The sequence below is a fragment of the Vibrio sp. 1731 genome, assembly GCF_033339955.1.
Taxonomy (GTDB): domain Bacteria; phylum Pseudomonadota; class Gammaproteobacteria; order Enterobacterales; family Vibrionaceae; genus Vibrio; species Vibrio alginolyticus.
The window spans coordinates 37,274-57,315 of record NZ_JAWOVO010000021.1; the positions used below are offsets into that span (position 1 = coordinate 37,274).

The 20,042-nt window shown below is 51.0% G+C and carries 21 protein-coding genes; 19 read left to right on the forward strand and 2 right to left on the reverse strand.

The genetic code is table 11. The annotated features are described in order from the left end of the window. The first annotated feature begins 2 nt into the window (after positions 1-2). From R7035_RS19935 to traN, 6 genes are all read left to right on the forward strand, one after another. The gene (locus R7035_RS19935; RefSeq protein ID WP_000351984.1) at positions 3-320 is read left to right on the forward strand and encodes a hypothetical protein; all 318 of its coding nucleotides are present in this window, start codon (positions 3-5) and stop codon (positions 318-320) included. Further along, positions 317-847: a S26 family signal peptidase gene (locus R7035_RS19940; RefSeq protein ID WP_001010738.1), complete on the forward strand. Its 531-nt coding sequence runs from the start codon at positions 317-319 to the stop codon at positions 845-847. The genes R7035_RS19935 and R7035_RS19940 overlap by 4 nt, the downstream gene beginning before the upstream one ends. Continuing rightward, positions 810-2,075, forward strand: a complete 1,266-nt coding sequence (locus tag R7035_RS19945; RefSeq protein WP_000621288.1) for a TrbC family F-type conjugative pilus assembly protein — start codon at positions 810-812, stop codon at positions 2,073-2,075. The genes R7035_RS19940 and R7035_RS19945 overlap by 38 nt, the downstream gene beginning before the upstream one ends. Then, positions 2,072-2,743: an EAL domain-containing protein gene (locus R7035_RS19950; RefSeq protein ID WP_001337754.1), complete on the forward strand. Its 672-nt coding sequence runs from the start codon at positions 2,072-2,074 to the stop codon at positions 2,741-2,743. The genes R7035_RS19945 and R7035_RS19950 overlap by 4 nt, the downstream gene beginning before the upstream one ends. Continuing rightward, a complete protein-coding gene (locus R7035_RS19955; protein WP_000983283.1) occupies positions 2,740-3,747 on the forward strand; it encodes a TraU family protein in 1,008 nt (335 codons plus the stop codon). Before R7035_RS19950 ends, R7035_RS19955 begins: the two co-directional genes overlap by 4 nt. A 115-nt stretch (positions 3,748-3,862) precedes the next feature. Next, the gene (gene traN / locus R7035_RS19960; RefSeq protein WP_001256487.1) at positions 3,863-6,661 is read left to right on the forward strand and encodes a conjugal transfer mating pair stabilization protein TraN; all 2,799 of its coding nucleotides are present in this window, start codon (positions 3,863-3,865) and stop codon (positions 6,659-6,661) included. A 38-nt stretch (positions 6,662-6,699) separates the two neighbouring features. On the opposite strand, the gene R7035_RS19965 is transcribed toward traN, so the two are convergent. Both R7035_RS19965 and R7035_RS19970 read right to left on the reverse strand, forming a co-directional pair. Then, a complete protein-coding gene (locus R7035_RS19965) occupies positions 6,700-7,560 on the reverse strand; it encodes a hypothetical protein (RefSeq protein WP_000709517.1) in 861 nt (286 codons plus the stop codon). A gap of 122 nt (positions 7,561-7,682) precedes the next feature. Continuing rightward, positions 7,683-8,324 (reverse strand): hypothetical protein, encoded by a 642-nt coding sequence (locus tag R7035_RS19970; protein WP_000796664.1) that lies wholly within the window; start codon positions 8,322-8,324, stop codon positions 7,683-7,685. A 293-nt stretch (positions 8,325-8,617) separates the two neighbouring features. Here R7035_RS19970 and R7035_RS19975 point away from each other — a divergent pair, with 293 nt between their 5' ends. The 13 genes from R7035_RS19975 (at position 8,618) to R7035_RS20035 (ending at position 19,997) form a co-directional block, all read left to right on the forward strand. Then, positions 8,618-8,938: a hypothetical protein gene (locus R7035_RS19975; RefSeq protein WP_000547566.1), complete on the forward strand. Its 321-nt coding sequence runs from the start codon at positions 8,618-8,620 to the stop codon at positions 8,936-8,938. Between the two features lie 303 nt (positions 8,939-9,241). After that, the gene (locus tag R7035_RS19980; protein WP_001186917.1) at positions 9,242-9,427 is read left to right on the forward strand and encodes a hypothetical protein; all 186 of its coding nucleotides are present in this window, start codon (positions 9,242-9,244) and stop codon (positions 9,425-9,427) included. A gap of 219 nt (positions 9,428-9,646) precedes the next feature. Continuing rightward, positions 9,647-10,615, forward strand: coding sequence for an AAA family ATPase (locus tag R7035_RS19985; RefSeq protein WP_000085162.1), 969 nt, complete (start codon positions 9,647-9,649; stop codon positions 10,613-10,615). Between the two features lie 10 nt (positions 10,616-10,625). Beyond that, on the forward strand, positions 10,626-11,534 hold the full coding sequence (locus R7035_RS19990; protein ID WP_000739139.1) for a hypothetical protein: 909 nt from the start codon (positions 10,626-10,628) through the stop codon (positions 11,532-11,534). Between the two features lie 60 nt (positions 11,535-11,594). Next, complete coding sequence (gene ssb / locus R7035_RS19995; protein WP_000987165.1) at positions 11,595-12,125, forward strand: single-stranded DNA-binding protein; 531 nt, start codon at positions 11,595-11,597, stop codon at positions 12,123-12,125. A gap of 94 nt (positions 12,126-12,219) precedes the next feature. Continuing rightward, positions 12,220-13,209, forward strand: a complete 990-nt coding sequence (gene bet, locus R7035_RS20000; RefSeq protein ID WP_001282585.1) for a phage recombination protein Bet — start codon at positions 12,220-12,222, stop codon at positions 13,207-13,209. A gap of 62 nt (positions 13,210-13,271) precedes the next feature. Beyond that, entirely contained in the window at positions 13,272-14,282 is a 1,011-nt protein-coding gene (locus R7035_RS20005; protein WP_000706865.1) for a YqaJ viral recombinase family protein, read from the forward strand. A gap of 199 nt (positions 14,283-14,481) precedes the next feature. Next, positions 14,482-15,759: a DUF3150 domain-containing protein gene (locus tag R7035_RS20010; RefSeq protein ID WP_000170086.1), complete on the forward strand. Its 1,278-nt coding sequence runs from the start codon at positions 14,482-14,484 to the stop codon at positions 15,757-15,759. 84 nt (positions 15,760-15,843) lie between these two features. After that, entirely contained in the window at positions 15,844-17,640 is a 1,797-nt protein-coding gene (locus tag R7035_RS20015) for a VWA domain-containing protein (RefSeq protein WP_000039318.1), read from the forward strand. A 61-nt stretch (positions 17,641-17,701) separates the two neighbouring features. Beyond that, positions 17,702-18,037, forward strand: coding sequence for a hypothetical protein (locus R7035_RS20020; RefSeq protein ID WP_001071288.1), 336 nt, complete (start codon positions 17,702-17,704; stop codon positions 18,035-18,037). A 264-nt stretch (positions 18,038-18,301) separates the two neighbouring features. Continuing rightward, the gene (locus tag R7035_RS20025; protein ID WP_000018872.1) at positions 18,302-18,841 is read left to right on the forward strand and encodes a hypothetical protein; all 540 of its coding nucleotides are present in this window, start codon (positions 18,302-18,304) and stop codon (positions 18,839-18,841) included. A gap of 90 nt (positions 18,842-18,931) precedes the next feature. After that, positions 18,932-19,432 (forward strand): hypothetical protein, encoded by a 501-nt coding sequence (locus tag R7035_RS20030; protein ID WP_000793769.1) that lies wholly within the window; start codon positions 18,932-18,934, stop codon positions 19,430-19,432. A gap of 73 nt (positions 19,433-19,505) precedes the next feature. After that, complete coding sequence (locus R7035_RS20035) at positions 19,506-19,997, forward strand: hypothetical protein (RefSeq protein ID WP_276427839.1); 492 nt, start codon at positions 19,506-19,508, stop codon at positions 19,995-19,997. The last annotated feature ends 45 nt before the right edge of the window (positions 19,998-20,042 follow it).

Consider the following 20,042-nt stretch of genomic DNA (forward strand, 5'->3'; position numbering starts at 1 on the left):
TAATGGACATTAAATCAATCGCAATCGCCGCCATTCTCGGTGCCGCTGGTGGCTTCGGCGGTAGCTACTACGTGATGAGCGAACAAACGGCAAGCATCCATCAGCGTTTGAATCAAACCCCGCCAGTGGTCGTGGTTGACTTCGCTAAAGTGGCGTCGGCGTATCCCGCTGGTGCCTCTCAGGAGGAAGTTGAAAGACTGATGGTCAAGACCAATGACGCAATTTTGAAGTTGAAAGACGCAGGTTATTTGGTCCTTGACGCAAGTGCTGTCGTCGGTGCTCCAAGTGACGTGTACCTCCCTGATGAGGTGCTGAAATGAATTTTCCACTCAAGAAGTATTTCGTCAAAAAGGAATCCTGGAAGCGCTTCGGGGTTAAGGCCGGTGTGACACTACTGGTTCTTTGGGCTGCTGGTGCGGCCTTTGCCAGCCGCTACCGTATTGGCATTGATCCACAACAGGAGAAGTGCCTGCCGGGTTACACCTTCTTCCTCATTGATCTGAACGACCAAACTCTGGAGAGGGGAGCTGTTTACGCCTTCCAAGCCAAGAACATGCAGCCTTTCTACAAGGACGGGACTCGCATGGTCAAAATCCTCACCGGTATGCCGGGGGATAAAGTCGAGATCAACGATAAGTGGAAGATCACCGTCAATGGTGATGTCGTCGGAGAGGGGCTCCAGCTCGCAGGGAAACTACATCTGCCAGAGAGCCACTTTTACGGCAAGACCACGCTGAAAGAGAATAACTACTGGTTTATGGGCAAAAGCCCATTCAGCTTCGACTCACGTTACTGGGGGACTGTGAAAAATGATCAGATCATTGGCCGCGCATATCCCCTGTTCTAAGAGCGTTCTGGTGGCGTTGATATTCTCTGTGGCTGGCGGGGCATACGCTCAAGAGTCTCCGCTCACAGAGCAGGATAAGGCGCTTATTGAGAAAGGAAAGCAAATTGCCCAAAAGGCCCAGAAGATGGAAATGCCATCTCTGTTGCAAAACCAACACATGGACGAGGCTCAGGCCGAAGCCAAGGCATTTTTCAAGCAGCTCCAAACTACTAACCCAACGCTCAAGGAGATGCACCGGAAACAGGCTGAAAAGGGTATCTACTCTGACCATCGGATACTGGTTTTCGCCTCGTTGTCTCTTGGCGAACAGGGGTTAGATGACGTCCTAACGGCGGTGTCAGGCCAGCCTGATTCTGTAATTGTGTTCCGTGGCATCCCGGAAGGAATGAACTTGGGGCAGGGAGTTAAAGCTATTCAGGCGCTCGCGGCCAAAAAAGACCCAGTGCCGAACATCATCATCAACCCTACGTTGTTCAAAACGTACAACATCACAGCCGTTCCCACGATTGTGATGCTGGAGGATGAGCCGCTGCCTGGCGAACAACCAAACGTCGTCGCCCAGGTCTCCGGGTTGTCCGACCCGGTATGGTTGGCTCGGGAAGTGGATAACGGAGAAAAAGGCGATCTCGGCGTTAAGGGGCCGGTGGAGAAAATCAGTGAGCCAGACCTTATTGATGTTGCCAAGAAACGCCTTGCCAATATCGACTGGGAAGAGAAGAAGAAACAGGCTATAGAGCGCTTCTGGACCAAGCAGAATTTCAATGAGCTGCCCAGAGCGCCAAAATCTCGAACACGAGAAATTGACCCTAGCGTCATGATCACCAGTGACATCAGCACTCCGGATGGCACTGTGTTCGCTCACGCGGGTGACGTGATCAACCCATTGTGCGATCCGAAGGAAGTTTGCAAGCCTGGAACGCGGCCATTTACCCAAGCGGTCGTAGTTTTCGACCCGCTGGACAAAAAGCAAATGGAGCTGCTCGCCAAGAAGCTGCCTGAAATTAAGCAGGAACCTGGCGTACAACGGATTACCTATATCGCCACAGAGTTCGACAAAGACAAAGGCTGGGATTCCTACAAGAGTGTCACCGACAACTTTGACGCGCCGGTATATCTGCTGACGCCAGATCTGATTACCCGGTTCGAGCTGGAGCACACACCGAGCGTCATTACTGCCAGAGGCAAGAAGTTTGTTGTCCGCGAACTTGCTGAGGAGGGCGGTGAATGATTTTTGCCCCGGCTTTCCAACCAATTAAAGACGTCGGCACAGGTTCGTTTGTCGCTGCTGAGGTACTGGCTCGTTGGTACGACGAAGGCCGGGTTCTTACACCATCCTCTCTGTCATCACCTCCTTATTGGGGGCTGGTGGATATGGAGATGGCACGGTTCATTCAGGACAACCTTCATTATTGCTTGGATCTGTACCCAGCTCTTTTTCTGAATGTCTCTGAACATACTTTGCAATCAGACGTCATTTTCAAAGCGTGGTGGAGGGTTGTCCGCGACATTGCTAAGAATCACTCATCACGGCTTGTCATCGAGATTACCGAGGGCATTCAGGATGCCTCTCTCGCATTGAGATGGGAGGCTCTTACCGAAATAGGGGTTGAGCTGGCGCTGGATGACTATGGAGACAAAAACTCTTCGCTGGAGCGCCTGAGTCGTTATGACTGGCACTATTGCAAGTTTGACGCGAGAAGACTGCGGTCGCTTGAAGACTACTCGGCCATCCTCCACTGCCGCCGAAAAGGCATACAGCTCATTGCTGAGCAGGTGGAGAGCTTCCCATTGGGGGAGAGCGCCAAATTACTTGGACTGTCATGGCAACAAGGTTTCTATCACGGGAAGCCTGCTGTCATGGAGAAACACTTGAATTACGTAAAGGCCTTACCATGATGCAAAAAATTCTACGGGTCATTGCCGTTAGCGCGGTCTTTTGGGTTCGTTCGGTATCGGCTGACCCTGGGTGCCAGAATGCGGAAGTAATCGGCGGAAAACTGATTACTGACATCTGCTGGAGCTGTATTTTTCCCATCAAAGTAGCAGGGGTTCCTATAAGTGGTGGAGGCGGATCATTCCCGAGTGAAGCCGTAAGCAACCCTCTGTGTATGTGCGAGGATAATCTAGGGGTCCCTCGGCCTGGAGTCACCACTTCTATGTGGGAGCCAGCACGGCTTGTTGAATTTCAGAGAGTGCCTGGCTGCTCATCTGTCTTGAATGGTGTCAGGTTCCCGTTTGATAGGACTAACCAAGGGCATCATGGCATGGGAGACATGGATGGTGGTGATGGTTCTTTTATGCACTATCACTACTATGCGTTTCCTCTGTTGGTGATGCTCGATTTATTTATTAAGCAGACCTGTAATGCTGATGGGTATATGGATCTCGACATCATGTACATGTCGGAGCTCGACCCGACCTGGAACAATGATGAGCTCGCTTTTTTTACCAATCCAGAGGCGGCGGCAGTAGCAAACCCAATTGCGGCGGCTGCGTGTACTGCTGATGCTGTCTCATCAACCGCTGGAAAACCTTTAAAACAGCTTTTCTGGTGTGCTGGTTCATGGGGCACCCTGTATCCATTTAGTGGCAACCAGAATGGTGGAAAAGGTGTTATCCGCGATAGCAGTCTTCTTAGCACAAGGGTTCTGGCTGCTTTGCATCGCCGGGGGTTAGCGTGGAAGACAATGGGTTCTGAGGCTATGTGTAGAGGTGTTATTAGCCCAACACTACCCAAAACGCAGTACAAATTCACGCTATTGCATCCGGTTCCAGAGACAAACTCATCTCACGTAATTGGCGAATCCACTCTTACGTGGGGTCTGGCGCGAACTATACCGGCAATTGGGCAAGACCCTATTTACACCATCTGGCGATGGAATGATTGCTGTAACAATTGAGCAGACCCTAACGAATTTGCACGGGCATTTTAGATTATGCCCCAAAAGGGCCACTACACGTACAGGTGGCCCTTGTCTTCTCAGATAGCATGGGAAGGTTGAAATGGAGAACACAATGCGAAGTCATAATTACTTTATGAAAGCTGTGGCCTCGCTGTTGACAGTAACCATGTCTGCGCTGCCGATACATTCCTACGCTAACGGTAGCCAAGACCAGGACATCACAGCGGTGGGTAAAGAGGCCCAGGCTTTCGGACAAAACCTCTCAAACTCATTCAAGTCGAGCTCGGGGACTGTGCAAGATGGCACAATCTCTATGCCGACGTTGAAAGACGGTCAATTCCAAATGAACGGGGGGAGTCAGATTAATGTCAATGATCTATTCCCCGGAACGAGCGGGACCAACAATAAACCTGATAGTTATTACTTCCCTGATGCCAATAAACCTGATGTGGGCGGTCTGCAAGGCATTTACGACTCTGGCGATGACATGGACAGCGTGGGGAATAATGCAAAAGGGTCGCTGTGGAGTGATGCCAATAGTGCTAATCCATCAATCTCTGGTGCGGCATACAAGGTTCTTCTCGATGCCTCTAATCGATCACGCCCTGATTTCAGTAATGACCCTGTACTAAATCTAAGCAAAAAGACCTATGAGGATATGGACCTCATCGCAGGTGGCTTTGGGGATTGTTCTGCCGAAACAACCATCAATCAGAATACTATCAACGCCCACATTCCAGAGTATGAACGGTGTCAGCGTGTTGTAGATCAAAGCGCGGACTGTGAGGTTGTCCATGACTACGATGCCTCTGTGGTGAAGCACTATGATGGTCCATATAACCTCAAATCTTGTGGAGAAGGCTGTACTGAGTTGTGGATTGGCCGAGTTGGTAACGACTACTGGAGTGGCAACTGTTCGATTTATGAGGAATACACGCGGGTCCAAGTCAGTAATCCAGACGCCATAGTGTCTGCAACTCTTGAGTACGCCAAGTGGGATGACTACATGCAAGTTTGGGTTGGTAAATCAGGTCAGGAAACTAAAGTATGGTCCGGCCCTGACGGCAATTTCCCTCCAGAAACGGCTGGCCGATGTGAATTGTCAACAAGTTGGGAGCGAAACCCTAATATTGATGTCACTCCCTATTTCAAGAATGTGAAAGATGGTGATGTTGTTACGTTTAAGATCCGCGTTTCAGTAACTGGCGCAGGTGAGGGTTTTGGCCGCATAAAGCTACGCTATGACCCATCAAAAGCCATTACCAAGGATGAGTGGGCTCCACAGAGCTGCATGGATTCAGCCAAAGGGGTTGTAGATGGTTTTGCGGAAGGCGAGATCACATGTATAGATGACCCGACTGATGCTACGGGCTGCACAGTCATCAATGGGATCAAAGTTTGCGAATCTCAACTCAAGCCGTCACCTTTGCCTGGTATTCCAAAACTATGCAAAAAGGTTCGAGTTAAAGCTGACTATGACTTTTATAAGGGGCAAATGGACTGCTGGACAGACCCTCAAGGTGAAACGCACTGTCCGGTAAACACGGGCGGGAATCTCGATAGCTGTCAGAAATATGAAGAAAACCCTCAGTGCGGCTTCATCAGTTCCAAATGTGTTGATGGTGCTCAGGGAAGTTCTGGTACGTGCTACGTCCACGAGGATACTTATGACTGTGGTACAGATGTTTCTGTTCCGACCTTGGAAAAGGAAACTGAGTACCAGTGCGGTGGGCCTATACGCTGCATGGGAGATGACTGCCTTGATTTGACCAAAACACAAAGCACTGATTTTGCTCGCGCTACTGCGTTGCTCAATGCAGCCCAATTCATGACGCAGGATATGAGCTGCACAGGCCAAGATGGGGATGACAATCCTACCGGGGATGAAAACGTTATTTGCTCTGCTTTTGCAGGGGAAGCTGGCGAATGCAAGATAGCTGTTGGGGGAGTTTCTGATTGCTGTGAAAAGCCAACCAATATATCTCTTGCCGATTATCTGAACCTAATAATGGCCGTTCCAAAGCTCGATGGCGCAGTGATGGGGCTGACTGATGGTAATGCGCTTAAAGGTGCTTATCAGGTACTTAGGGAACCTGCCCTTCAAGGGTGGACAGAAGTCACAAAACCGTTCACAAGTTATATAGAGAACGTTTCAGGTGCTGTTGATTCGTTCTTCCAGCCTGTAGAGCAGTTTGTTGATCAACTCATTGACCAGCTCAAAGAGCAAGTCAAAGAAGTGATGATGGATGTCATGAAATCAGCAGGCCAAGATGCAGCAACAGAGCAGGCGGCTGCCGCAGCATCTGAACAAGCTGCCGAAGCAATGATGGAGACTGCGACAACATGGCTTAGCACTGCCATGACGATATATACCGTCTATGTCGTTGCGATGGTGATGATCCAGATGATTTATAAGTGCGAGGAAGAAGAGTTCACTATGAACGCCAAAAGAGCGCTCAAGAATTGCACCTATGTAGGCTCTTATTGTAAATCTAAGGTGTTGGGCGCTTGTATTGAAAAAAGAGAAGCGTATTGCTGCTTCAATTCTCCGCTCTCTCGTATTATACAAGAACAGGTTCGCCCTCAATTGGGGCAGAACTTTGGAGACCCCAAAAATCCTCAGTGTGAAGGGATTCCACTAGATAAAATTGCCGAAATTGATTGGAGCAAAATTAATTTGGATGAGTGGCTTGGGATATTACAGCAGAACGGTAAATTCCCTGATCCGGCCTCAATAAATCTCGACTCGCTGACTGGAGCAGGGAATGACTTCAATATTGACGGGACGCGGAAGAATGCTCAGGAAAGGGCGTTGGAGCGGTTGGAAGGGATTGATATTGACGCGAAGCGAAAAGAGGCGACAAACAGCATAGACCCTCAAACAGGCGCGCCAACTGGTGGTGGTGGATAAAAAAAGGGGCCTTTCGGCCCCTTTCTCATGTAGATTGATTACGCTTCTGGGTAAACAAATAACTCTGCTTTTCCCTGATCAAGAAGGTAAGGGAAAGCAACTTTTTCGCCATTATCCAGCTCAACCGATTTTGGAGCAAGGTAGAGGTAGGCCCAAGCTGGTAGCTGTTTGCTAATAGCTGCGTAGATCGCTTGCTGAGGAGCATGGCTTGCTGCCCCATTACCGACATTCACAAAGTTGTATGCGGTCTCATGGCCTGATGTGAAGGCATACGCTGTACCTTGAACGCCAGAGACAAAATTAGGAGCTGACCCTAGGCGAGGCTCCACGATTTTCACCTTAACGGAACACATGTCAGCTACCTTACTTTGTCCGTTCACCCACGTCGGGCAACCCCATTCATTCTTGTAGAACTGATAGGTTAGGCGACCATCTTTGTCATACAGAAGCGTGAAATTGGCACCCAAATCAGTCAGCGCTGACTCAATGGAAACTTTCACATGTGAAAGAAATTTGGCCTGAGCGTCTGCCGGTGAAACTGCTTCGTTAGCAGGCATCCAAGCGATCAAGCTATTGCGAGCGCCATGCTGTTTGGGGCCGATAGCCCAGTTCGCAAGGTTGACCAAGCCACCTTGCCAGTCGGTCATTCCGAGCTGAGGGGACATGTAGCCAGACAGCACGTAGGCTGCCCCAAACGTTTTGGTGTCGGTCAGACGCTCCAGCTTGTCACGCGGAACAGAAGCGTCTTGGATGCCTGTTACCAGGCCACCGGCCTCCGCGATGTTGTAAGCGCGACTGTGATTGGTTTTGTACGCTGTGGGTTCGTAACTGCTGGTGGATGCACAGCCAGATAGAGCTGCTACAGCCAGAGCCACGGTGGTGATTAAAGCCTTTTTCATGTTGTTCTCCGTTCTTACCTGAGTTGAATCTGATTTACTTCGATAATATCACAGCATCAAAAAATGCAACCATAAAAGACAAAAAAAAGCCCCTCGGGCGAGGGGCAAAGGTTTGGGCTGGGTTATGCTGCTTTTGTTTTCTCGGCTTCGTCTGCGATTTCCTTGTCGCCGGTTGCAGATTCCGGAGCGGCTTCGGCCACTTCACCTTCTTTGCCTTTGCTGTGGGCGGAAATGCGAGCCCGTTTCTCGATGCCGATGATTCGACCGGCCAGCTTGATGAGGCGTTGCTGCCATTGGTAAGTGGCGTCGGTGCGCTGCTTGCTGGTCAGTACGGTGTTCAGCCAGAGAGTGTCAACGATCCCCATCAGGGTATCCAGTTTGCGGATCAGGTGTGCAAACTGAGCAACCTGAGGAGAGTTGATCTCGATGGTGTATTCATTCGGGTTGGTGTAGCCGGGCATCATGTCGATGCCGTTGTCTTCCATCAGCTTGTTGAGCTGGGCGGTAGCTTTGTCCAGGTCTTCGGAGACCTTGGAAATGTGTTCCAGGATGACGGTTTCAACCTGGTCGATTTCGTCCTGCTCACCGATGATGCGAAGGATCACGTCGATGGAGAACAGGGAGTTGGAAACTCGCTCAAAGCTGCGTTCCATGACGCGCTGAGCTTGGAGGCTATTTACTTTCAGAACTTGCTTGAAAACAGGGCGAGAGTAGTGGTTGCTGCGGTCGTTGTTTGTGTCCAGTGCTACTTGTGCTTCTGCCATTAGAGATACTCCTAAATTTGAGGTACAGATAAACGCACTGGAAAGGATAAATGCGGTCAATCTGTAACCTGACCTCTCGAAGTGCCCAAAATGGACAGTTACAGCGTTTTCTGTTTAGCAAAGGTGAGCTATATTTGAATCATCTTAGTCGCTCTGCGGCTATAGGTGAGATAGCTGGTCTCCGAAAACAAACAGCATCTAGTCTTATGCCGTATGGCATTACTTAACCCCAAGCCGGGGGCTTCTCCCGGTTTTCGGGTGTTGCCCCTGTTTTTTTACATAGGAGCAACACCATGCACATCATCACTTTCATTGTAGTTCTGCTTGCATCTCTGGGCGCACTGTACGTAGGCGCGAAGGCATTTGCTTTTTCCTTCATCGTTCTCGCTAAAGTGTTCCAGCGTATCGGTTTGTTCCTTTGGAACAAATTCGCAGTTCCTGCAATGCGGTCTGTACAGGCCGTCATCAAAGAACGTGCTGCCAAGGCTGAACAAGCCAAAGCAGTCGTTGAACCTGAGGTAACTCAAGTTCAAGAAGTCGCTAAACAAGAACCTGACTGGGATTATCTCGAAATCCCGACTTACCTTCGTAAGGGCAAGGAACTTGTTTGGTAATAACTGTCGCTGAGTAATCTTCGACACTTTCAAACCCATCGGGGCAACCATACCCCGACGGGGATGTTGCCCCTTTTTGCTTAGGAGCAACATCATGGAAATCGCTATCATCGCTTTGTGTATCCCTACTGGTTGGGCAATCTCTCGTCCTTTCGTGAGAATCGCTGAATCGTTCGGTTACTGCTGATAGTCAACGCAAAGGGAGGGGGCAACCCCTCTCTTTCTGGTCAAGCCTCTGTGGCTTGTCCTCAAAGTCTTCTGGTGTCAGTTGGCTTTGACGACAAGCTACAGGGGGAATGTCGAATGCAACAGAATCTTCATGTTTACGACGATCACGCAGGCATCATCTATCTGGCTGATGGACGCGAGGTGAAATTTGATCCGAAACTGTATTCCAGCTCCTACCAGGCGCACAGTGAAGCAGTGAAGTGGGCCAAAGAAACCGGGGTCATTGGTCAAAACGACGATGTGGTGATGTTCGTCCATTGAGGGAGTGGCCTCCAGGAGAGGCTACTCTCCTCGCTCCTTAAAAGTCTTCTTACTCATGGTGAATACCATCAGTAAGCAGATTTTGTTCTCTTCGGAGAGCGAAAAGTGCGATAGCTGGTCGCCAAAAACAAACAGCAAATTAACGTTAATTTACTAGCCCAACCGGGCGCATCCGCCCGGTTCGGGACGTGGTGCGCCTGTCACAATAGGAGCGCACCTATGTCTCAATACTCTCAATTCTCAGTAAGCAAGGTTTTCGGTATGCCCAGCATTCCGGAGAAGGTAACGGCCATCGGCTACGCTGACGGTTCAAACCCTTTCATCCCTGCCACTGATACCAACTACGTTTTCCGCAAAGAGTTTCTGCGAGAGGTCTTGGCCTATCTCAAAGAGCCTGGCGGTGACGCATTGTTCGTAACCGGCCCTACCGGGTCTGGCAAAACCTCAGGTATCACCGAGATCGCTGGTCGTCTCAACTGGCCTGTTCAGCAAATCACTGCCCACGGGCGGATGGAGCTGACAGATCTGATTGGACATCACGCTCTGGTCGCGGAAAAGCCTGGTCAACCACCTGTCATGAAGTTCATGTATGGACCTCTGGCAGTCGCTATGCGTGAAGGTCATCTGCTCCTCATCAACGAGGTGGATTTGGCCGACCCTGCCGAGCTGGCTGGTCTCAACGATGTCCTTGAAGGGCGTCCCCTTGTGATCGCTCAGAATGGCGGGGAAATCATCAAGCCGCACCCGATGTTTCGTGTGGTCGTTACTGGTAACTCTACGGGGTCCGGTGATGCTTCTGGTTTGTACCAGGGGGTGATGATGCAGAACCTCGCAGCTATGGATCGCTATCGTTTCACCAAAGTAGGGTATGCGGATGAGGAAGCTGAACTCAGCATTCTTGGCCGTGTTACTCCGAAACTTCCGGAAAATGTGCGGAAGGGAATGGTTCGGATTGCTAATCAGGTCCGCAAACTGTTTCTTGGCGAAAACGGTGAAGATGGTCAGATCAGCGTCACCATGTCCACTCGGACGTTGGTGCGTTGGGCGAAACTGTCTCTAGCGTTCCGTGGTGCCCCAAATGCTCTTGAATACGCCCTGGATCAAGCTCTGCTTATCCGTGCGGCCAAAGAGGAGCGTGAAGCCATCCTGCGTGTTGCGAAGGATGTGTTCGGGGACCAATGGCGCTAAGGGGTGACGCATGAAGAAAAATGACTGTTTGTGCCGTCGTTACACTGCTAAAGAGTGGGGCAATGACGAAACCACAATAGAAGTCTTCATTGGCTACAAGTTGCTCCGGGAGCCCAGCTCCTCGGAGCCAGGCCAATTCACGATGGTCGAGCTACGCCGAACCGTCACTGATGGGAAAGCTGAAAATTGGTCTGAGACAAAGCTCGAAGGACCTTTTGAAGCTAACGGCCCAGACACGATCCCAATGTCCTACAAGGACAAAGAAAGCCAGTATGTGTCACAGTTTCTCAGCCAGGGGTACACCTTTCTGGATGAGGTGCTGGTAAACGCAGAGACACAGACGGTGCTGGAAGGGGGGAATGTTTCAGCCGGACAAACAGCCAGCTTGGGATCTCTCAACTGGCTGTTATCTCCGCCCTCTGAGTTACCTCCAGGTGACATAAACCTCTTCAAAGGTTTTGTTGCTGGGGTTTTTGCCAAAGGAGCCGGTTTAATCGGCTTTGAGGTTGCTCGGAGCGAAGGCTCAAATGACTTGCTACCCAGTGTGCTGATGCGTACTGACAGCGGTTATGAGCTTGGGGTTAGCACTGGACTAGGCGAAAACACTATCCATCCAGCTACGCTGGAAGGCGCTGGTGAACTCCGCCCGGAACATGGTCACAAACCCCTGCTGATGTTGGTTTACCTGCAACAGCGTTTCGCGGATGACTTTTCAAACGTAGAGAAGCCGCTGGTGGCATTCTGTGATGAACAGGGTGATACCTTCGACTACGAGCGTTTTGATTCACTAAAACCCCTCATTGAACGGTTTGGTTTCAGCTACGACGAAGTAAGAGCAGATGCAGAAAGGCTTGGCCTTGTATCTGAGCTGATTCGCCTGGCAGAGATCGACGCCGAACAAGAGGATCACTTTTTTTAACCCTTACGGGGGCTTGCTCCCCGAAAGGGGCGTTGGCCCTCTCCAAATAACTTGGAGGTCATGATGTCTAAAGGCGTCAACAAAGTAATTCTGGTCGGTAATCTCGGTTCTGACCCGGAAATTCGCTACATGCCAAGCGGAACTGCCGTTGCCAACTTCAACGTTGCAACAACGGATACGTGGCGCGATAAGCAGTCTGGCGAGCAAAGAGAGCATACTGAGTGGCACCGTATTGTGCTTAAAGGTCGTTTGGCAGAAGTCGCTGGTGAGTACCTGAAAAAGGGCTCCCAAGTCTATCTCGAAGGGAGCAACCGCACCCGGAAGTGGACTGACAGCCAACAAATCGAGCGCTACACCACCGAAGTACACTGCGTTGAAATGCAGATGCTTGGTGGTCGTGGAAATGCACCTCAGGACAACTCTCAACGTGCAGCGCCCCAAAAAGGGCAACGTACAGGAGCCGGTACGCAATCTGCTCCTGTGCAGCAATCAGCACCGCAAGGTGGTATGGGCGGAGGCTATGGTCCCGCTCCTGATGGCTGGGATGATGACATCCCGTTCATGCGGCTGCACCACTTGGCTGGCGGGTAACACCGCCAACTCTTACTAAACCCCACGGGGGCACTCATGCCCCGAGGGGGTCATGGTGTCCTCAAACCGTTCATTCGTGAATTGGAGAAACACCATGTCTGATAACAAATCTCTTGTAACCCGTATCGCAAGCCGGTTTGGCGTGGACACCCGAAAGTTCTATGAAACTTTGAAGGCGACCGCATTCAAGCAGCGAGATGGAAGTGCCCCGACCGATGAGCAGATGATGACGCTCCTGATCGTGGCTGAACAGTACGGTTTGAACCCTTTCACTCGGGAAATCTATGCGTTTCCTGACAAGCAAAATGGGATCATTCCGGTAGTAGGTGTTGATGGTTGGAGCCGCATCATCAACGAGCATCCCCAGTATGATGGCGTCGAGTTCGTGTATTCGGACAAGATGGTCAGAATGCAGGGGGCGAAAGTTGACTGCCCTGAGTGGATTGAATGCGTGATTTACCGTAAGGACAGATCTCGCCCTATCCGCATCAAGGAGTTCATTGATGAGGTGTACCGTGAACCGTTTCAGGGTCAAGGTCGCAATGGTGCTTACACTGTTGATGGCCCCTGGCAAACGCACACCAAGCGTCAACTCCGGCACAAGTCGCTGATCCAGTGTTCTCGTGTCGCATTTGGTTTCTCTGGTATTTATGACCAGGATGAAGCTGAACGCATCCGTGAAATGGAGCAGGCATCGGCCATTAACCCGGCTATTGCCAATCTCCCTTCACCATCTCAAGTTCAAAGCCAAGAGCCTTTGGCTATTGAGCACAAAGAGCTTGACCCGATCCTAACCAAACTCGCAAATCGCGCCATTGCTGAAAACGCATGGTCTGCGGCGCATGAGTATGTGAAGGGACGGTATGAAGGTTCGGAACTGCAATATGCGACTCAATTCCTTCGTGACAAGGAGATGGATCAAATGGAGCCTCCGAAACCTGACTACCAGGAAGCGCACGAGCAAGAGTCCGCCGCTGGTGGTTCTGCAAATGCTGAACCTGGTGCCGAAGAAATGCCGCCTTTGAGTGACGAGGACATGATCCCTGTTACAGAAGAGGAGGGCGCGGAAGGCAGTTACTACTAACCCCAACGGGGGGGACTCCCCCGCTGGGGGAGATCTCCCTCCTAACCATTGGAGAGAGGTCCATGAAAATAGTCAACCTATCGCAACGAGAGGAAGATTGGCTTGATTGGCGGCGTCAAGGTGTAACAGCCACTGACGCCGCTATCCTGCTCAATCGGTCTCCGTACAAAACACGATGGAGACTGTGGGCCGAGAAGACTGGGTATGCGCGTGAAGTCGATCTGAGTCTTAATCCGCTGGTTCGCCGGGGGATAGAAAACGAAGATGCTGCAAGACGCGCTTTCGAGGAGAAGTATGATGACATGCTGCTCCCCGCCTGTGTCGAATCGGTTCAATACCCGCTCATGAGGGCCTCCCTGGATGGCCTGAGAGATAACGGGGAGCCCGTCGAGCTGAAAAGCCCGAGTGCGACTGTCTGGGAAGATGTTTGTGCTGAGAAAGCAAACAGCAAGGCATACCAGCTTTATTACCCGCAGGTGCAACACCAGCTCCTGGTAACGGGGGCCAAGCAAGGCTGGTTAGTCTTCTACTTTGAAGGTCAGATTCAGGAGTTTCCAATACTCCGAGACGAAGCCATGATTCAAGAAATCTTGGCCGAGGCTAAAAAGTTCTGGCAACAGGTAGTAGACAAGAAGGAGCCCGACAAAGATCCAGAGAGAGACCTGTACATACCGCAAGGTGAAGAGGTCAACCGTTGGATTGCTGCTGCTGAGGAATACCGCCTCTATGATGCTGAGATTCAGGAGCTGAAACAGCGACTGTCTGAGCTTCAAGAAAGGCAAAAGCCTCATCTCGACACCATGAAGTCCCTCATGGGGGAATACTTCCATGCCGACTACTGCGGTGTGATGGTAACGAGATACAAAGCGGCTGGCCGGGTAGACTACAAAAAGCTGTTGGCTGATAAGGCGTCAGGCGTGAAGCCTGAGGATGTTGACCAGTACAGAGAGAAGTCATCAGAGCGGTGCCGTGTAACGGTTACTGGCTCTGTGAAGCCACGGTACATTGTTGATGAGGACGTGCTTGCTCCTCTTGATGATTTGCCGGAAGAAGTAGAGACGTTCTACTGGTGAGTGGGGGATTTTCCCCCGCTTTCCCTTGGGGATTCTGGGAGTCTCCAACGGAAAGCAAGATTTTGTTCTCTTCGGAGAGCGAAAAGTGCGATAGCTGGTCGCCAAAAACAAACAGCAAATTAACGTTAATTTACTAGCCCAACCGGGCGCATCCGCCCGGTTCGGGACGTGGTGCGCCCCCAACTTTTTGGAGTGCATCATGACTAAAGTGAACCATCTACAAAGCCTCTGTGTTATCCACGTAGACTTTGACATCTGGAGTGGACAAACCCGTTTGTCTGCATCTGATCTCAAGCTGGGCGAGGGTGGTGAAATTCCACCTGAGAAAGTAGCTCAACTGGGAAGTAAGAAGATCTGTGATCCGGCTAAGCTGAAAGGCTTTCATCGCCTGAAAACAGAAACTCGTCGCCTCCTGCTGAAATTCGGTATGCCGTTCATGAACGGATTTGCCGTACCCGTCAGCAAGACCGATGAAATCTGTAACAAGCTGAATGACATAAACTTTCAGTTTAACCAACTGAAACAGGATTTCATCAAAGGTTACAACAAAGCCGTGGATGAATGGTGTCAGGAGAACCCTGAGTATGAACGAGCTATCCGTGCCGGAGCCCTTCCAAAGGAAACGGTCGAGGAGCGGATTGGCTTTGAGTACCAGGTGTTCATGATCCAGCCTGTGAACGAAGATGAGGCCAACGCCAAACGCCTTAACCGCAAGGTTGAGCGCTTGGGTGACGATCTCATCTCCGAAGTGGTTCAGGAAGCGAATAAGTTCTATATGGAACGTTTGGCCGGTCGAGACCAATGTGCGGTCACTACTCGGCAGACACTCCGTAACATCCGCGACAAGGTGGATGGGCTTAGCTTCCTGAACAGCGCTTTTAACCCTCTGGTCAAGCTGCTCGACCAAACCCTCCGGGGATACGAGCAACATGCCGATGGCCGAAACATCGTTGCGCCTTTCTTTTATCAGGTCGTGGCCGCAGTGCTGATCATGAGCGAGAGGGACCGCATCGAGCAGTATGCCAATGGCTCGATTACTGTAGAGGGCATGGCTAATGACATTGGCGGTTCGGGAGCCCAGATGGGGGACCGTTCTAAAGATGAAAAGGCCGAACAGAAAAGCGATAAAGCCGGTGAGCTTATCCCTGCAACAGAGGGTGGCGAAACCAAGCAGCAACAGGTAGGTGGTACTGAATCTGTTCAATCAGAACAGACTAACAGCGGTGGTAACGCTGTTGACCTGGATGAAGACATCGACAACTTCTTCAAGAGTTTTGCAGAACGAGGCGAGGGTGAATCGGAAGATGAATCCAATGCCGGTGATGTGGTTCGAGAAGAGCGCGTTGATGTTGAGGATGAGCCGGTTTTGCCTGAGGAAACTCCGGTAGAGCAAGAGCCTGTCCAAGAGGAGCCGACAGAGGAGCCTCTCAACCAGGAGCTGCCTAAAACTGACGACGATGGCGACTATTTCTTCTAATAGTCACTTCAACTAAACCGACCCGGAGGGGATAGCCATTCCCTCCAGGGGTGGACTATCTCCTTCCCTACCAGGAGAAAAGATATGTCCAAAAAACGCACCATTTACAGCGCTCTACCAATCGTGGCCGCAGCCTATGGTGAAAAACTCGGTGTCAAAGTCGCCATCGGTAACGATGACGCATACACCGATGGTAAGACCATCGTGGTTCCGAATATCCCCGACGACTATCCTCACATGGATGCTGTCTGGGGGTATTTGGCCCATGAAGCAGCCCATGTCCGGTTTACGGACTTTGGTGTTGAGCGCCGCAGAGGTCTTCATGCTGAGTTGTCCAACGTTTTGGAGGACTGCCGCATAGAACGGGCCATGATGGAACTCTTCCCCGGTACGTCGCAGACCCTGAATGAGGTTGCTCGCTATATGGCTCAAGCTGGTCATTACGAGCACGTCACAGACAAAGAGGCCCCTGCCTCCATTCTGACAGGGTTTTGTTTGTACTGGTTGCAAACCAAGGCTGTAGGGCAATCCGTCCTTCAACCCTATCTCGATTCGGCTACCCCCGTATTCGAGCGCGTGTTCCCTCAGGGTGTTGTTGTTCGGCTGAACGCTTTACTGCGTAAGGCTGTGAACACTAAGTCAACCGCAGAGGTGACATCCTTGGCCGACCAAATCATCAAGATGATCGAGGAGGAAAAGGAGAAAGAAGAGCAAAAGCCCCTGAATGGTCAGGATGGTAACAACCAGCAGAATGCTGGTGGCAACCAACCTCAGAACAGTCAGGGCGGAAGTGGTAACGATCAAAACCAAGGGCCTGATGCCAATGGTGGTGATCAGCAAGGTAAAGACCAGAAGCAAGACGATGCTAACGGGAAATCTGATCCGAAAGGACAGGGCGACCAAGGCAAGTCGGATACTGATGGTGGCAGCAAGGCAGGACAAAGCCAGGCTGGTGGCAATTCTGACGCGGCGAAACAAGACGCGGCCAAAATGCTCCAGCAGGTTCTGAATGCCGGTGCCGGTGATTTGCGTGGTGACGCGCATGATGCACTTAAAGCCGAGCTCAACCGGGTGGCTCAAGATAAGGGGGACAGTAGCTATATGACTGTTCGCTCTGCTGTGAACACCCAGGACAACCCTGCTGTTGGCAAAAGCCTGGTAGGGGATGTGAAGAGCACCACTTCAAAGATAAGAACGCAGCTCTACGGATTGGTCCAGGCCAGCCAGCGAGTTGCTCACCGTAACCAACGATCAGGGAAGCGTGTGGATGCTCGGAAACTACATCGTGTAGTGACGGGTGATACCCGCGTATTCCTCAAGCCGGAAGCCAAGAAACGCCCTAATACGGCGGTTCACATCCTGGTTGATATGAGCTCCTCGATGGCCTACAAGGCCGCCAATGGAAAGGAGCGTCAAGACATTGCGCGGGAAGCGTCCTTGGCTATTTCGATGGCTCTGGAAGCAATACCCGGCGTAAACCCGGCAGTCACCTTTTTTGGTGGCAACCGGAACCAGCCAGTGTTCAGTGTCGTGAAGCATGGAGATACGGTTCAGAATCGGGCCGGTCGGTTTGGGTTCAAAGCAACTGGCGGTACGCCTATGGCGGAAGCTATGTGGTATGCAGCTTTTGAACTCACCAAGACCCGTGAAGAGCGAAAAATGTTGATCGTAGTGACTGACGGGCAGCCTCAAAGCGCCCCGGCATGTCGCTCAGTGATTGACCTCTGTGAACGAAGCGATGTTGAGGTGATCGGCATAGGGGTAGAGACTACCGCAGTGTCAGGACTGTTCCAAAAGAACATTGTCATTGATGATGCGGCAGCTCTGCAACGCACACTGTTTAAGTTGATGGAGCGGTCATTGACTGCTTTTGCAGCTTAACAGGAAGTGAAACGACAAACGGCTATCCCTTCGGGGGTGGCCGTTTTTATTTGGAGAGTCTATGAACCAATTCCATTCATCTTTGGATTTGTATCATCGGAACAAAGGTAGAAGGGCTACAGTGCCGGAGACGCCTTTTTTACTGCTTGCTAAGCGCATTCCTCCGATGTACTGGAGACTGTTCCAGGGTGTTACTTTGGATAGTCGTATGGGATACACAGGCAGGCGGCAGTTCCACAGTCTTGGGCAAGCAATCGACTGGGCAAAGTCATCAGTTGGCGATTCCTGGTCAAATAAGCGCTTTCACAAGCCGGTAGGCCTCGATGTATTGCTGGCCTGTACTGCGAGTAAGGTGCCTGAACATCTGGTCGAAGAACTGAAAAGACGGGGCAGTTGATGCGTCTTTGAGCTTTGCACCCGAAAAGGGCAGTTTGAGCGTTCCTGTTCACACAGCTCTCGTGGAACAATCAAAGTGAGGAGGGAATACCCTCCCACTTTCTCAGAGGCCTTCATTGAGGGTTGCTGAGAAAGTGAATTTTGTCCTCTCTGAGGGCGAAACGTGCGATAGCTGGTCGCCAAAAACAAACAGCATTCAACCTCAGCCTAAGGGCGCACTGCGCCTGACAGGCTCTGTGTGCCCAAGTTACTTTAAGGAGCACACATGTCTCATCTGAACAATCTCAAATCCGTAATGATCTCTCTCGCCGCCGAACATAAGCTGCCTGAAATCTACCAGGATGACATCACTACCGATGTGGAGTCTCTGGATCGATTCGATGGTTTACGTCTGGTCTGGCTGTTGCGGTCTTGCGGCAGCGTATTGGTGCCAGCGGAAGTTGGCGTTAATCCGATCTATATCACCCATTGGTTGTGGTCTAACCACGGTCAACAGGTGGTTCCATTCTCTGTGGATACCCGCACGGGGTTGATTGAAAAAATCGACTTCGAGCAAGCTGAAAAGCTGATCATGCAGATGCCTTGCAACCTCTCTTCATTGCAGAACAAGGAATACTTGGTTGACCAGGTAAACCGAGTGTTGCAACGAGGTTGTGAAATGCGTATCTGGGGTATCTTCGAGTCTCCAAGCTCGGTGGAATCCGTTGGTGGTTGGAAAGAGTGGCAGAGCTATTTCAGCTCTACTGGGAATCGACTGATGGCCGATTTCGTTGGTAAAGCCATTCGATTCACCAACCCTCGATAAATCGCCGTTCAACCATTAACCCTAATTAACCCTATGGGGCTCCGATAGCCCTGAGGGGACGGGGCTCCGCAATCGCAATAAGGAGTCCCTATGAAAAACCTATCAGCTTTGGAAGCAGTTCTTGACTACGACAAACCTTCTCGACGTTTTCTTGATGAGCTCAACGAAAACCAGATGAAGGATTTGTCCGGGGAAATCTTCGCCAAGCTCTACTGGAGCAAGCGTAATCCCCAGTGGTACGAGAAAGACACCAATCGGCTGTTTGCACGACTTCGTTGGGTTCAGCGCATCATCAAGAAGCGCTTGAAAACCGGCAAGGTTAAACCTGAACTGACAGAAAATGGTTCAGTGATGGAGCGCTTCAACTTCCCTTATGGTGACACTCTCGATTTCTTCCATCGGTACTTGCGACATCCCAAATGGGAGGTTGTGTATCAAGAATCGGGGTGCAGTGCCTTTTGGAAAAATGAAGCAACGCTTGAGCTATGCACCTACTGCGAAGGTGATGTGGTCATGATGAAGGCTCCTGATGAAGCAACCTTCTTTCGTGATTGCAATCGCCTTAGCTGGTGGTATGCAGATAACGCTTGATCTTAATCCCTAACCAGGGGCGAACCGGCCCCTGATGGGAGCATGGTGCGCCCCATCTATGATGGAGGACGCCATGTTCAAATCATCAGTATGCTCCTACGAAAACAGGGGGCCTTACGGAAACAACAAGTACCGAGGCAACTGCTCGGGCTTTATCGTTAAAGACTTCATTGAGTCTTACATGAGAAAGCCGAACGGGCTGGTGGCAGACCCAAGTGTTGGGGGTGGCTCTAGCATCGACGTTGCCAATGAACTTGGTGTCCGTTTCAAAGGGACAGACTTGCATCAGGGGTTCAACCTGTTGCGGGATGACTTCCTTTCGTTCCTCGGAGAGCCTGCACACCTGATCTGGTGGCACCCTCCTTACTGGGACATGATCCAGTATTCAGGTAAGCAGTGGGGCGAGCCCAACAAATGGGATATGAGCCGCATGAATTTGCCTGAGTTCGTTGAAGCCCTTGAGCTGGCCGTTATGAATATTCATGACGCCTGTGAGCGAGGAGGGCATTACGGAATCCTCATGTTTTGTACCACAGCTAATGTAACTATCCTGTTGCAGTCTTAAACCACTCCTTTATACTGAATAAAAATACAGTATTGGAGGTCCGAG

Bases quoted from the DNA above. Each gene is read 5' to 3' on its own strand.
- R7035_RS19935 (WP_000351984.1), top strand. From the start codon at position 3: ATGGACATTAAATCAATCGCAATCGCCGCCATTCTCGGTGCCGCTGGT.
- R7035_RS19940 (WP_001010738.1), top strand. From the start codon at position 317: ATGAATTTTCCACTCAAGAAGTATTTCGTCAAAAAGGAATCCTGGAAG.
- R7035_RS19945 (WP_000621288.1), top strand. From the start codon at position 810: ATGATCAGATCATTGGCCGCGCATATCCCCTGTTCTAAGAGCGTTCTG.
- R7035_RS19950 (WP_001337754.1), top strand. From the start codon at position 2,072: ATGATTTTTGCCCCGGCTTTCCAACCAATTAAAGACGTCGGCACAGGT.
- R7035_RS19955 (WP_000983283.1), top strand. From the start codon at position 2,740: ATGATGCAAAAAATTCTACGGGTCATTGCCGTTAGCGCGGTCTTTTGG.
- traN (WP_001256487.1), top strand. From the start codon at position 3,863: ATGCGAAGTCATAATTACTTTATGAAAGCTGTGGCCTCGCTGTTGACA.
- R7035_RS19965 (WP_000709517.1), bottom strand. From the start codon at position 7,560: ATGAAAAAGGCTTTAATCACCACCGTGGCTCTGGCTGTAGCAGCTCTA.
- R7035_RS19970 (WP_000796664.1), bottom strand. From the start codon at position 8,324: ATGGCAGAAGCACAAGTAGCACTGGACACAAACAACGACCGCAGCAAC.
- R7035_RS19975 (WP_000547566.1), top strand. From the start codon at position 8,618: ATGCACATCATCACTTTCATTGTAGTTCTGCTTGCATCTCTGGGCGCA.
- R7035_RS19980 (WP_001186917.1), top strand. From the start codon at position 9,242: ATGCAACAGAATCTTCATGTTTACGACGATCACGCAGGCATCATCTAT.
- R7035_RS19985 (WP_000085162.1), top strand. From the start codon at position 9,647: ATGTCTCAATACTCTCAATTCTCAGTAAGCAAGGTTTTCGGTATGCCC.
- R7035_RS19990 (WP_000739139.1), top strand. From the start codon at position 10,626: ATGAAGAAAAATGACTGTTTGTGCCGTCGTTACACTGCTAAAGAGTGG.
- ssb (WP_000987165.1), top strand. From the start codon at position 11,595: ATGATGTCTAAAGGCGTCAACAAAGTAATTCTGGTCGGTAATCTCGGT.
- bet (WP_001282585.1), top strand. From the start codon at position 12,220: ATGTCTGATAACAAATCTCTTGTAACCCGTATCGCAAGCCGGTTTGGC.
- R7035_RS20005 (WP_000706865.1), top strand. From the start codon at position 13,272: ATGAAAATAGTCAACCTATCGCAACGAGAGGAAGATTGGCTTGATTGG.
- R7035_RS20010 (WP_000170086.1), top strand. From the start codon at position 14,482: ATGACTAAAGTGAACCATCTACAAAGCCTCTGTGTTATCCACGTAGAC.
- R7035_RS20015 (WP_000039318.1), top strand. From the start codon at position 15,844: ATGTCCAAAAAACGCACCATTTACAGCGCTCTACCAATCGTGGCCGCA.
- R7035_RS20020 (WP_001071288.1), top strand. From the start codon at position 17,702: ATGAACCAATTCCATTCATCTTTGGATTTGTATCATCGGAACAAAGGT.
- R7035_RS20025 (WP_000018872.1), top strand. From the start codon at position 18,302: ATGTCTCATCTGAACAATCTCAAATCCGTAATGATCTCTCTCGCCGCC.
- R7035_RS20030 (WP_000793769.1), top strand. From the start codon at position 18,932: ATGAAAAACCTATCAGCTTTGGAAGCAGTTCTTGACTACGACAAACCT.
- R7035_RS20035 (WP_276427839.1), top strand. From the start codon at position 19,506: ATGTTCAAATCATCAGTATGCTCCTACGAAAACAGGGGGCCTTACGGA.